We start from the raw sequence: 12,609 nt of genomic DNA, 5'->3' as shown, positions 1-12,609 counted from the left end.
CCGGACGGTCGCGCCCGGCGATCACGGCGCGCACCGGAACGGGACACTGATCGGCCGCCGGACGTACGGCCCGGGCGCGTAACGAACAGCGTCGATATCGACGCGGTAGTCCGGGAAACGATCCAGCAGTTCCTCCAGCGCCACCCGCGCCTGCATCCGGGCCGCCGCCGCGCCCAGGCAGTGGTGGGGGCCGTGCCCGAAGGTCATGATGCGCTGCGGGTTCCGTTCGATGTCCAGTTCGGCGGCATCGGCGCCGAAGACCCGTTCGTCGCGATTCGCCGAGCCGTACACGAGCAGCACTTTACGGCCCGCGGGAATTGTCACGCCGTCCAGCTCCACGGGACCTGTACTGGTGCGGGCCAGGCCCTGTACGGGAGAGGTGAGCCGGGCGAACTCCTCGATCGCGACCCGGATGCCCGCGGGATCGGCGGCCAGCGCCGCGCGCTGCTCGGGATACTGCTGCAGCAGCTGCACCGCGCCACCCAGCAGGCCTGTCGTGGTGTCGTTACCGCCGGCGACCATGGTCCAGGTGTAGGCCAGGATCTGCACGAGACCGTCGATATCGGTGTCGTCGGCGCCGATTCCGGCCTGGACCAGCAGCGATACCGTATCGTCGCCCGGGTCGGTGCGGCGGCGCGCGATGAGTTCGGCGAAATAGCCCAGCATCTCCATCGACGCGGCCTGGGCGTCGGCCGTGCGCTGGGTACTGGCGGCGACCACCGCATCGGTCCAGCCGTCGAAGCGGGAGCGGTCCTCCTCCGGGACCCCGAGATAGTAGGCGACCACCATCGTCGGCAGGGGTTTGAACAGGTCGGCCACGATATCGCCGCCGCCCTGCTCGGCCAGCCGGTCCAGCCGTTGCCGGACGTACCGGCGCACCACCGGTTCCACTTCGGCGACCTGGCGCGGGGTGAAACCGCGCGCGACCAGTTTGCGGAAATCGGTGTGTTCGGGCGGATCCTGCATCACCATCGGCGGGTTTCCGGTGAGCCCGATCTGCTCGAGTTCGCCGTATTCCACCGTCAAACCCTGGCCCGAGGAGAAGGTGCCGGTGTCGCGCGCGGCCGCGTACACATGTTCATGCCGGGTGAGCACCCAGTAGTCGTTCTCCGGACGATCGGCGGGCACCGCGCGGTGTACCGGATCGTGGTCCCGCAGTGCGGTGTACATGGACCACGGATCGCGCCATGTCTCGCCGGAGCGCAATTCGAAGCGAGCTCGGCCCTGATACGTTTCTGCCACCATGTTTCGACAATAAGACAGTTCTAACATTATGTCTTACGATTCGGCGAATCCGGGCGCGGCGGTTCCCCACGCTCGAGCGGTACGCGCGAAGTCTCGTAGGCTCGGCGACCATGAGCGTTGTCCGGTCGATCCTGCTGTTCGCCCTCGCCGCCCTCGCCGAGATCGGCGGCGCCTGGCTGGTGTGGCAGGGTGTCCGCGAACATCGCGGCTGGGCCTGGATCGGCGCCGGAGTCGTGGCGCTGGGCGTGTACGGATTCGTCGCCACCCTGCAGCCCGATGCGAACTTCGGCCGTATCCTCGCGGCGTACGGCGGCGTCTTCGTCGCCGGCTCTCTCCTCTGGGGGATGACCCTCGACGGTTTCCGGCCGGACCGCTGGGATATCACGGGCGCGCTGCTGTGCCTGGCCGGAGTCGCCCTGATCATGTACGCACCGCGCGATATCGCCGCCCGGTGACCGACGGAATCGGCCTCGACGCCGGATCACGGGAAAGCCCGTCACGGCCCCCGCCCACACGGCATCATTGGACTCAGCCCGAACATAACGGTGGCCTTTTGCACCCGGCCACCCCTAGCGTGAACGGGCCGCAGCGAGGTATCGGGCCGCGGCCGACCGGAAAGCGTGCTGCCCGAGGCGGATTCGCCGGCTCCGGAGTGATCTGCCGTCCCCTACCCACAGGAGAGTTACCGAGATGACCGAACCCACCCCGCCGGCCGACCCGTCCGCCGGTTGGAGCTTCGAGACCAAGCAGATCCATGTCGGCCAGGACCCCGACGCGAGCACCAACGCCCGGGCCCTCCCGATCTACCAGACCACCTCCTACACCTTCCGCGACACCGCGCACGCCGCGGCGCTGTTCGGACTGGCCGAGCCGGGCAATATCTACACCCGGATCATGAACCCGACCCAGGACGCGGTGGAACAGCGGATCGCGGCACTCGAAGGCGGCGTGGCGGCACTGCTGCTGTCCTCGGGACAGGCGGCGGAGACGCTGGCGATCCTGAACATCGCGGGCGCCGGTGACCACATCGTCTCCAGCCCCCGGCTGTACGGCGGCACCTACAACCTCTTCCATTACACGCTGCCCAAGCTCGGCATCGAGGTCTCCTTCGTCGACGACCCCGACGATCTCGATCAGTGGCGTGCTGCCGTCCGGCCCAACACCAAGGCCTTCTACGGCGAGACCGTCTCCAATCCGCAGAACCACATCTTCGATATCAGCGGTATCGCCGACGCCGCGCATACCGCGGGCGTTCCGCTGATCGTGGACAACACGGTCGCGACCCCGTATCTGATCCAGCCGCTGGCGCACGGCGCCGATATCGTCGTCCACTCCGCGACGAAGTACCTCGGCGGCCACGGTGCGGCCATCGCCGGCGTGATCGTCGACGGCGGCACCTTCGACTGGACGGTCCGCGGCGCGGACGGCCCCCGGTTCCCGGGCTTCACCGAACCCGACCCCAGCTACCACGGCGCGGTGTTCGCCGATCTCGGCGCCCCGGCCTACGCGCTCAAGGCCCGGGTGCAGTTGCTGCGCGATCTCGGCACCGCGATCGCGCCGTTCAACGCCTTCCTGATCAGCCAGGGCCTGGAGACGCTGAGCCTGCGGGTGGAGCGCCATGTGCGGAACGCGCAGGCGGTCGCCGAGTTCCTCACCGAACAGCCGACGGTCACCTCGGTGTCGTACGCGGGCCTGCCGTCCTCGCCCTGGTACGAGCGGGGTAAGCAGCTCGCGCCCAAGGGAACCGGCGCGGTGGTCGGCTTCGAACTGGCCGGTGGCGTCGACGCGGGTAAGAAGTTCGTGGACGCGCTCTCGCTGCACAGTCACGTCGCCAATATCGGCGATGTGCGTTCGCTGGTCATCCATCCCGCGTCGACCACGCATTCCCAGCTCACCCCGGACGAGCAGCTGAGCTCCGGGGTCACCCCGGGCCTGGTGCGCTTGGCCGTGGGCATCGAGGGTATCGACGATATCCTCGCCGATCTGCGCGCCGGCTTCGCCGCCGTGGAGGGCTGACCTCCGTCCGGCCGCGCACGCACAGAAGCCGGATCCGCCGTCGGGCGGGTCCGGCTTCTTTGTCGTCCCTATCCGCCACCCCGGCTCGATCGATCGCGTAACGAGTTCTGATAGCAGAACGATCTCGTAGTGATCTACAACACATAACAACGAGTCGAAGGGGTACCTATGAAGAGAGCCGCCGTATGCGCGCTCGTACTGTCCACCGCGGTACTGGGCGGTTGCGGGATACCGCGGTCCGAGGCGGAGTCGCGTACCCCGGTCCCCGCTCCGGTGCCGGTCGAGATCACCAGCGTCGATCTGACCGAACCGGCCGCGACACCGCGGCCGGTCGCGACCGAGACCGCGCCGCCCGCCGCGGATATCTCCACCCGGGTGCCGATGCCCGCGGTGGTCTGCATGAATCTGCAGGCGGCGCAGGATCTGATCCAGACGGCGGGCGTGTTCTACTCGCGCAGCGAGGATGCCACCGGTCAGGGCCGCAAACAGGTGGTGGACCGCAACTGGGTCGTGGTGGCGCAGACGCCCGCGGCCGGGGCGCTCATCGGTGAAGGTGACGCGGTGCTGTCGGTGGTGAAGGTCGGCGAACCGACCGACTGCTACTGACCGCCCGCGCGCGTCCGGCCGGCCGTGGGATCGGACGGCCGGACGCGCGGGCCCGGCTCAGATCGGGACGCAGGGGGTCCCCGACGAATACACGTGCAGTACGCAGCGCACCGCCAGGATCACGGCCTGGATGAGCTCGATCGGGTGATAAGCGAACGGGTGCATCGACAATCCTCCGTTGTGCGGGCCGAAGCGGATCCGATGGGGGGTGGTCCGTACGCGATCTCCTACAGCGTGCTCTCTCGGTCCGTGTCGCGCACCGATTCCGGCGCACGCGCCCACATACACTTTCCGACGGCCGCACCTCCATCCCAGGTGAGCACAGCCGTACAACCAGCGGCGACAGGCGTCACATCGACCGGACGACACCCGCAAGGAACCCGTCAACGCGGGCAAGGAGCCCGTAAAGGACCCGTCAACGTCCCCGGCCACCGGACGATGCGGCTCGTACTTTCGATCCGCGGCAGCAGCGGCCGACCGGCCGCGCGGTGCTGCCCATGTTTTTCGGAAACGGAGGCGAGAGTGTCGATCCTGGCCTATCTCCTGGTCACGGTCGCGGTATTCGGTGTACTCGGATTCGTACAGCGGATGGTGGAGCGATTGTGAACGTCGTCAATGCCGTGGGACTCGTCCTGGCCCTAGCGGTGACCGCGTTCCTCGTGGCCGCCCTGCTGTTTCCCGAGAGGTTCTGAGTGAGTACCACCACCGCGGGGATCCTGTTCCTCGCCGCCCTGGTGATCGCGTTGGCGCTGGTGCACGTTCCGCTCGGCGACTACATGTACCGCGTCTACACCCGCACCGGACATGCCCGTATAGAACGAGGAATCTATCGGCTGATCGGCGCCGACCCCGACCGGGAACAGACCTGGGGCGGTTATGCCCGCAGCGCACTGGCCTTCTCGGCGATCAGCGTGATCTTCCTGTTCCTGTTGTTGCTCGTCCAGGACAAGCTGCCGTTGGTCCCGGCCGATCCCGGTACACCGATGACCGCGGGGCTGGCCTGGAACACCGCGGTCAGCTTCGTCACCAACACCAACTGGCAGAACTACGCCGGTGAGTCCACCCTCGGGCATCTGGCCCAGGCCGCGGGGCTGTCGGTGCAGAACTTCGTCTCCGCCGCGGTGGGAATGGCCGTCGCGATGGCCTTCGTGCGGGGATTCGTGCGGTCGCGCACCGGCACGCTCGGCAATTTCTGGGTCGATCTGGTGCGCGGCGCCCTCCGCATCCTGCTGCCGCTCGCCGTGGTCTCGGCTGTCGCGCTCATCGCGGGCGGGGTGATCCAGAACCTACATCTGCACGATCAGGTGGTGACGACCCTCGGCGGCGCCGAACAGACCCTGCCCGGTGGGCCGGTCGCGAGTCAGGAAGCCATCAAGAACCTGGGCACCAACGGTGGTGGTTTCTTCAATGCCAATGCCGCGCACCCGTTCGAGAACCCGGCCACGTGGACCAACTGGCTGGAGATATTCCTGCTGATGGTGATCGCCTTCTCGCTGCCCCGCACTTTCGGGCGCATGGTCGGCAGCCCGAAGCAGGGCTACGCCGTCACCGCCGTCATGGGCGTCCTGGCGCTCATCAGCATCGGGCTGGTCAACCTGTTCCAGCTCCAGCACCACGGCACCGTGCCCGCCGCGGTCGGCGCGGCGTCGGAAGGGGTGGAACAGCGCTTCGGCGTGGCGAATTCGGCGACCTTCGCGGCAGCCACCACGCTGACCTCCACCGGTGCCGTCGATTCCGCACACGATTCCTACACCAGCCTCGGCGGCATGTTGCTCATGTTCGATATGCAGCTCGGCGAGGTCGCACCGGGCGGTGTGGGGTCCGGGCTGTACGGCCTGCTCATCCTGGCGGTGATCACCGTGTTCGTGGCCGGGCTCATGGTAGGGCGCACCCCGGAATACCTCGGTAAGAAGATCACCCCCCGCGAGATCAAACTCGCTGCCGGTTATTTCCTCGTCACACCGGTGATCGTGCTGACCGGTACCGCGATCGCCATGGCCATGCCCGGACAACGCGCCGCCATGCTGAATTCCGGGCCGCACGGTCTCTCCGAGGTGCTCTACGCGTTCACCTCGGCCGCCAACAACAACGGGTCGGCGTTCGGCGGGCTGACCGGCAATACCGAATGGTTCAACACCGCGCTCGGTCTGGCCATGCTCCTGGGCCGCTTCCTGCCGCTGATCCTGGTACTGGGCCTGGCCGGTTCGTTCGCCCGGCAGGGCCGCACACCCGCCTCCGAGGGAACGCTGCCCACCCATCGACCGCAGTTCGTCGGCCTGGTCGTCGGCGTGACTCTGATCCTGGTCGCTCTCACCTTCCTGCCCGCGCTGGCGCTCGGGCCGCTCGCCGAAGGAATCCATTGATGTCCGCTCCCGTTCTCGAATCTCCCGGCGCACCGGGTGAATCCGCCGAAAGGAACAAGCGCGTCCGCGGGGGTCTGCTCGATCCCCGGATGTTGCTGATCTCGCTCCCGCAGGCACTGCGCAAGCTCGACCCCCGGACCCTGTGGCGCAATCCGGTGATGTTCATCGTCGAGATCGGCGCCGTCTGGTCCACGGTGCTCGCGATCGCGGAGCCGAGCTTCTTCGCCTGGGCGATCGTGGTGTGGCTGTGGCTGACCGTGGTGTTCGCCGATCTGGCCGAAGCGGTCGCCGAAGGCCGCGGCAAGGCACAGGCCGACACCCTGCGCAAGGCCAAGGCCGATACCGTCGCCCGGCGGTTGCACGACTGGTCGCCGGGCGCGACCGGTGTCGAGGAGGCGGTTCCGGCGCCCGATCTGCGCCGCGGCGATCACGTCGTGGTGGAGGCAGGACAGGTGATCCCCGGCGACGGCGATGTGGTCGAGGGCATCGCCTCGGTGGACGAATCGGCCATCACCGGCGAATCGGCACCGGTGATCCGGGAATCCGGTGGCGACCGGTCCGCGGTGACCGGTGGTACGACGGTGCTGTCGGACCGGATCGTGGTACGGATCACCCAGGAGCCGGGACAGAGCTTCATCGACAAGATGATCGCGCTGGTGGAGGGCGCGGCCCGGCAGAAGACGCCCAACGAGATCGCGCTGAATATCCTGCTCGCGGCGCTGACCATCATTTTCGTGGTGGCGGTGGTGACCCTGCAGCCGCTGGCGATCTTCTCGAAGGCGAACAACCCCGGCGTACCCGACGGCCTGGCACTGGGCACCCACGGTGTCACCGGGATCGTGCTGGTCTCGCTGCTGGTGTGCCTGATCCCGACGACGATCGGCGCATTGCTGTCGGCGATCGGTATCGCGGGAATGGACCGGCTGGTACAGCGCAATGTGCTGGCCATGTCGGGTCGCGCGGTGGAGGCGTCCGGGGATGTGAACACCCTGCTGCTCGACAAGACCGGCACCATCACGCTCGGTAACCGGCAGGCCGCGGCCTTCCTTCCGCTCACCGGGGTGGACGACGCGCAACTGGCCGACGCGGCGCAGCTGTCGAGTCTGGCCGACGAGACCCCCGAGGGACGTTCCATCGTCGTGTACGCCAAACAGGTACACGGGCTACGCGAACGCACACCGGGCGAACTGACCCACGCGCAGTGGGTGCCGTTCACCGCGGCCACCCGGATGTCCGGCGTGGACGTGGACGGGCACCAGTTGCGCAAGGGAGCGGCCAATTCGGTCGCCGAATGGATCCGCAGCCAGGGTGGTTCCGTACCCACCGAACTCGGCTCCGTCGTCGACGGGATCTCGGCGGCGGGCGGTACCCCGCTGGCGGTCGGCGAGATCCGGGACGGCGACGCCCGGGTACTCGGTGTCATCCACCTCAAGGATGTGGTGAAACAGGGGATGCGCGAGCGGTTCGCGGAAATGCGCCGCATGGGTATCCGCACCGTCATGATCACCGGCGACAATCCGCTCACCGCGCGGGCGATCGCCGACGAGGCCGGGGTCGACGATTTCCTCGCCGAGGCCACCCCGGAGGACAAACTCGCGCTGATCCGGCGGGAACAGGAGGGCGGCCGGCTGGTCGCGATGACCGGCGACGGCACCAACGATGCTCCCGCGCTGGCCCAGGCCGATGTCGGGGTGGCGATGAACACCGGTACCTCGGCGGCCAAAGAGGCCGGGAACATGGTGGATCTGGATTCCGACCCGACCAAGCTGATCGAAATCGTCGAGATCGGTAAACAGCTGCTCATCACGCGCGGAGCGCTGACCACCTTCTCGATCGCCAACGATATCGCCAAGTACTTCGCGATCATCCCGGCGCTGTTCGTCGGCCTGTTCCCGGGACTGGACCTGTTGAACATCATGCGGCTGGCCAGCCCGCAGTCGGCGATCCTGTCGGCGGTGATCTTCAACGCGCTGGTCATCGTCGCGCTCATCCCGCTGGCACTGCGCGGGGTGCAATACACCCCGAGCAGCGCCTCGAGTCTGCTGAGCCGCAACCTGTCGGTCTACGGGCTGGGCGGGATCATCGCGCCGTTCCTCGGAATCAAACTCATCGATCTGTTCGTCCGATACCTCCCCGGGATGTCCTGAAATGTCTCTGAGCGATCTGATCCGGCAGCATCTCGCGGCACTGCGCGCGCTACTGGTGCTCACCGTGGTGACCGGCCTGCTCTATCCGGCCGGTATCTGGGCGGTGGGTCAACTGCCCGGACTGCACGACAAAGCGAACGGTTCGATCATCGAGTCCGGCGGCCGGGCGGTGGGCAGCGCACTGATCGGCCAGTCGTTCACCGACGCCGACGGTGCGCCGATCGCCTGGTATTTCCAGGGCCGACCCTCCTCCGCGGGGGACGGCTACGACGGGCTCGCCTCCGGCCCGAGCAATCTCGGCCCGGAGGACATCGTCGACACCCCCGCCGATCCCGCTCTGCCGGCCGCGAGTTCGGACCCGGAAGCAGCCGGTTTCGCACCGAGCCTGCTCACCCAGGTCTGCACCCGCAGCCGGGAGATCGGCATCCGCGAAGGTGTGGACGGCGCGCGGCCGTTCTGCACTCCCGGCGGTGTCGGGGCGGTGCTCTCGGTGATCGGGACCTTCCACCACGACGGCACGGTGACCCCGTCGCGAGTGGTGAGCGTCAACGAACCCTGCCCGGCCGGGCGCGCGGCGCCGTCGGTGTTCCTGGCCGAATACCAGGGCGTGCGGGTGGAATGCGCACGCTACGGCGAGGACTACACGATCGGCCGGATCGTGCCGATCCCCGGCGACGCCCCCGGCGTCCCGGCCGTGCCGGCCGACGCGGTCACCGGCAGCGGAAGCGGACTGGACCCGGATATCTCGCCCGCCTACGCCGCGATTCAGGTGAACCGGGTCGCCGCGGCCCGGGGTATCGACCCGGCGGTGGTGCGGGACGCCGTCGCCGCGCACACCGCCGGCCGCGGCTTCGGTTTCCTCGGCGAGCCGCGGGTGAACGTGCTCGAGCTCAACCTGGATCTGGACGGCCGCTATCCGGCACCGGCCGCTGCGGGCGGCGAGTGACCCGTGCACGGTGACATGATTCGGAAGTGAGCACCACACACGACCGCACCCCGGGTGAGCTGCGCATCTATCTCGGCGCGGCCCCCGGGGTCGGGAAAACGTACGCGATGCTGGGCGAGGCGCATCGCCGGCTGGGCCGCGGCCAGGATGTGGTGGCCGCCATCGTCGAGACCCACGGGCGCGCGCAGACCGCGGAACTGCTCGAGGGAATAGAGCAGCTACCCCGGATCGCGATCCCGTACCGCGGGACGGTGCAGTACGAGCTGGATGTGGACGCGGTCCTGCGCCGACGGCCGGAACTGGTGCTGGTGGACGAGCTCGCGCACACCAACACTCCGGGCAGCCGTAACCGGAAGCGCTACCAAGATGTGCAGGAACTGATCGCGGCCGGGATCGATGTGGTGTCCACGGTCAATATCCAGCACCTCGAGGGCCTCAACGATGTGGTCGAGCAGATCACCGGCGTCGTCCAGCGCGAGACCGTGCCGGACGCGGTGGTCCGGGCCGCCGACCAGATCGAGCTGGTGGACATCACCCCGGAAGCACTGCAGCGGCGGATCAGCCACGGCAATGTGTACGCCGCCGACAAGGCCGACGCCGCACTCGCCCACTACTTCCGGCGCGGTAACCTCACCGCCCTGCGCGAACTGGCGCTGCTCTGGCTGGCCGACCAGGTGGACGCCGCGCTGGCGAAATACCGGGCCGACCATCGGATCACCGCGACCTGGGAGGCCCGGGAGCGGGTGGTCGTGGCGGTCACCGGCGGCCGGGAATCGGAGACACTGGTCCGGCGGGCTGGGCGGATCGCGGCCAAATCCAGTGCCGAACTGCTCGTCGTACACGTGGTTCGCGGCGACGGGCTGACCGGTGTGGCCGCACCACAGATGGCGGCGGTCCGCGAGCTGACCGCTCACCTCGGTGCCGAATTGCACACGGTGGTCGGCGACGATGTGCCCACCGCGTTGCTCGATTTCGCCCGGACGGTCAACGCCACCCAGCTCGTACTCGGCACCTCCCGCCGCTCCCGCTGGGCGCGGATGTTCGACGAGGGTATCGGCGCGGAGGTGGTGCAGCGGTCCGGCACGATCGATGTGCACATGGTGACCCATGAGGCGGCGGGGCGGCGGCACCGGCGGCCGCGTCCCCGGATGCGCCGCCGGGCGGCCTGGGTCGCGGCGTTCGTGGTGCCCTCGGCGATCTCGGCATTGCTGGCGACCTGGCTGGACCGCTACCTCGATCTGGTGAGCGAGAGCGCGCTGTACTTCGTCGCGGTGCTGGCGGTCGCCCTGTTCGGCGGGGTGCTGCCGGCGATCGCGGCCGCGCTGCTCGCCGGGTTGCTGCTCAACATCCTGTTCACCGACCCCCGCTACAGCATCACCATCCAGGAACCCAACAACTTCCTGCCCGCGATCCTGCTGCTGGTCGTCGCGGTGGCGGTGGCGGTTCTCGTCGATACCGCCGCCCGGCGGGCCGAACAGGCCGGGAAGGCCTCGCGCGAGGCCGAACTGCTCACCCTGTTCGCGGGTTCGGTGCTGCGCGGCACGGACCTGACCGCACTGCTGGACCGATTGCGCCAGACCTACGGTCAGCGGGCCGTCACCCTGCGCCACCACACCGACGGAGTGATCGCGGCGGTGGGCGACGACCCGCCGGACCGGGCCGATGCGGCCGATACCGCGGTGGAGGTATCCGACGGTGACTACTGGCTGCTGCTGGGCGGACCGACGCTGCGGGCCCGGGACCGGCGAGTACTGGAGGCGGTCGCCAACCAGGCCGTGGGACTCGTCCGGCAACAGCAGCTCGCCGAGGAGGCCAACCAGGCCGCGGCGCTCGCCGAAGCCGACCGGTTGCGGCGGGATCTGCTCTCCGCGGTCAGCCACGATCTGCGGACCCCCCTGGCCGGCGTCAAGGCCGCCATCTCCAGTCTGCGCTCCGACGATGTGGAGTTCTCCCCCGAGGACCGCGCCGAACTCATGGCCACCGTGGAGGAGTCGGCGGATCAGCTCACCTCACTGGTCGGCAACCTCCTCGATTCGTCGCGACTGGCCGCGGGGGTCGTGCGACCGCGGTTGCGGCCGGTCTATCTGGACGAGGTCGTGCACCGGGCGCTGGTCAGCGTCGGGGTCAGTCCCCGCGGCGCCCGGCGCGGCGCCCTGGACCGGGTCACGGTGCTGGTGGGGCCCACGGCCGTCCAGGCCGATCCCGACCTGCTCGAACGCATTCTGGCCAACCTCGTGGACAATGCCCTGCGCTACGGCGCCGAATCCCCGGTGAAGGTGGACGCGACGACGGCGGACGGCCGGGTGGTGGTCCGGGTCGTCGATCACGGCCCCGGATTACCGGGTACCGATCCCGAGCGGGTCTTCGACCAGTTCCAGCAGGTCGGCGACCGCGACAACACCAGCGGATTGGGTCTCGGGCTCTCGGTGGTCCGCGGGTTCGCGCTGGCCATGGGTGGTTCGGTGACCGCCGAGCCCACGCCCGGTGGCGGGCTGACCGTGACCGTCGAGCTGGCGGATACAACCGGTATCGTCGGCGCCGACCCACTGCCTACGGAGGTGCCGTAATGAAGTCCGCGCCGGAGTCCGGGCAGGAGCCGGGCCCGCATCCGACCGTTCTCGTGGTCGACGACGAACCGCAGATCCTGCGCGCCATGCGGATCAATCTGTCGGTCCGTGGCTACGAGGTGGTGACGGCGTCCACCGGGGCCGGCGCATTACGCGCCGCCACCGAACGCCGGCCGGACGCGGTGGTCCTGGATCTGGGCCTTCCCGATATCGACGGCATCGAGGTGCTGGCGGGATTGCGCGGCTGGACGCGGGTCCCGGTGATCGTGCTCTCGGCCCGTACCGATTCGGCCGACAAGGTGGACGCGCTGGACGCCGGCGCCGACGACTACATCACCAAACCGTTCGGTATGGACGAGTTCCTGGCCCGGTTGCGCGCGGCGCTGCGGCGCGCGGCCGCTTCGGCCGAAACCGACGAGCCGGTGGTGGTGACCGATTCGTTCACCGTCGACCTTTCGGCGAAGAAGGTGATCAGGGGCGGCACCGAGGTACATCTGACCCCCACCGAATGGGGTGTGCTGGAGATGCTGGTGCGCAATCGCGGAAAACTGGTGGGCCGCACCGAACTGCTGCGTGAGGTCTGGGGCCCGGCATACCAGACCGAAACCCATTACCTGCGGGTATACCTGGCCCAGCTACGCCGGAAACTCGAGGACGACCCGTCCCACCCCCGGCATCTGCTGACCGAACCGGGTATGGGACACCGCTTCCGGCAGTGA

General features: G+C 68.6%; 10 protein-coding genes. 9 read left to right on the top strand and 1 reads right to left on the bottom strand.

Features of this window, described 5'->3' with window-relative positions; translation table 11 throughout:
• Window positions 1-21: 21 nt before the first annotated feature.
• Window positions 22-1,245 carry a cytochrome P450 gene (locus tag ACWCPQ_RS24425; RefSeq protein WP_449902727.1) on the bottom strand — a complete coding sequence of 408 codons (1,224 nt, stop codon included), beginning with the start codon at window positions 1,243-1,245 and terminating at the stop codon, window positions 22-24.
• Window positions 1,246-1,355: 110 nt separating this feature from the next.
• Here ACWCPQ_RS24425 and ACWCPQ_RS24420 point away from each other — a divergent pair, with 110 nt between their 5' ends.
• The 9 genes from ACWCPQ_RS24420 to ACWCPQ_RS24380 all read left to right on the top strand — a co-directional run bounded on the left by ACWCPQ_RS24420 (window position 1,356) and on the right by ACWCPQ_RS24380 (window position 12,609).
• Window positions 1,356-1,700, top strand: coding sequence for a YnfA family protein (locus ACWCPQ_RS24420; protein WP_449902726.1), 345 nt, complete (start codon window positions 1,356-1,358; stop codon window positions 1,698-1,700).
• 235 nt (window positions 1,701-1,935) lie between these two features.
• Entirely contained in the window at window positions 1,936-3,261 is a 1,326-nt protein-coding gene (locus tag ACWCPQ_RS24415) for a bifunctional o-acetylhomoserine/o-acetylserine sulfhydrylase (protein WP_449902724.1), read from the top strand.
• Window positions 3,262-3,429: 168 nt separating this feature from the next.
• A complete protein-coding gene (locus ACWCPQ_RS24410; RefSeq protein ID WP_449902722.1) occupies window positions 3,430-3,867 on the top strand; it encodes a PASTA domain-containing protein in 438 nt (145 codons plus the stop codon).
• A gap of 602 nt (window positions 3,868-4,469) precedes the next feature.
• Window positions 4,470-4,559 carry a potassium-transporting ATPase subunit F gene (locus ACWCPQ_RS24405; RefSeq protein ID WP_449902720.1) on the top strand — a complete coding sequence of 30 codons (90 nt, stop codon included), beginning with the start codon at window positions 4,470-4,472 and terminating at the stop codon, window positions 4,557-4,559.
• Window positions 4,560-6,230: a potassium-transporting ATPase subunit KdpA gene (gene kdpA, locus ACWCPQ_RS24400; RefSeq protein ID WP_449902718.1), complete on the top strand. Its 1,671-nt coding sequence runs from the start codon at window positions 4,560-4,562 to the stop codon at window positions 6,228-6,230. It abuts the gene before it with no gap.
• Window positions 6,230-8,377 carry a potassium-transporting ATPase subunit KdpB gene (gene kdpB / locus ACWCPQ_RS24395; RefSeq protein WP_449902716.1) on the top strand — a complete coding sequence of 716 codons (2,148 nt, stop codon included), beginning with the start codon at window positions 6,230-6,232 and terminating at the stop codon, window positions 8,375-8,377. Before kdpA ends, kdpB begins: the two co-directional genes overlap by 1 nt.
• Before the next feature lies 1 nt (window position 8,378).
• A complete protein-coding gene (locus ACWCPQ_RS24390) occupies window positions 8,379-9,323 on the top strand; it encodes a potassium-transporting ATPase subunit C (protein WP_449902715.1) in 945 nt (314 codons plus the stop codon).
• Between the two features lie 26 nt (window positions 9,324-9,349).
• The gene (locus ACWCPQ_RS24385; protein WP_449902713.1) at window positions 9,350-11,890 is read left to right on the top strand and encodes an ATP-binding protein; all 2,541 of its coding nucleotides are present in this window, start codon (window positions 9,350-9,352) and stop codon (window positions 11,888-11,890) included.
• Window positions 11,890-12,609 carry a response regulator gene (locus tag ACWCPQ_RS24380; RefSeq protein WP_449902711.1) on the top strand — a complete coding sequence of 240 codons (720 nt, stop codon included), beginning with the start codon at window positions 11,890-11,892 and terminating at the stop codon, window positions 12,607-12,609. The genes ACWCPQ_RS24385 and ACWCPQ_RS24380 overlap by 1 nt, the downstream gene beginning before the upstream one ends.

Source organism: Nocardia sp. NPDC001965, from assembly GCF_053594175.1.
This window is presented reverse-complemented; position numbering and strand designations above follow the sequence as displayed.

Excerpts from the sequence above, each read along its gene's own strand:
- ACWCPQ_RS24425 (WP_449902727.1), bottom strand. The coding sequence starts at position 1,245 with ATGGTGGCAGAAACGTATCAGGGCCGAGCTCGCTTCGAATTGCGCTCC.
- ACWCPQ_RS24420 (WP_449902726.1), top strand. The coding sequence starts at position 1,356 with ATGAGCGTTGTCCGGTCGATCCTGCTGTTCGCCCTCGCCGCCCTCGCC.
- ACWCPQ_RS24415 (WP_449902724.1), top strand. The coding sequence starts at position 1,936 with ATGACCGAACCCACCCCGCCGGCCGACCCGTCCGCCGGTTGGAGCTTC.
- ACWCPQ_RS24410 (WP_449902722.1), top strand. The coding sequence starts at position 3,430 with ATGAAGAGAGCCGCCGTATGCGCGCTCGTACTGTCCACCGCGGTACTG.
- kdpB (WP_449902716.1), top strand. The coding sequence starts at position 6,230 with ATGTCCGCTCCCGTTCTCGAATCTCCCGGCGCACCGGGTGAATCCGCC.
- ACWCPQ_RS24390 (WP_449902715.1), top strand. The coding sequence starts at position 8,379 with ATGTCTCTGAGCGATCTGATCCGGCAGCATCTCGCGGCACTGCGCGCG.
- ACWCPQ_RS24380 (WP_449902711.1), top strand. The coding sequence starts at position 11,890 with ATGAAGTCCGCGCCGGAGTCCGGGCAGGAGCCGGGCCCGCATCCGACC.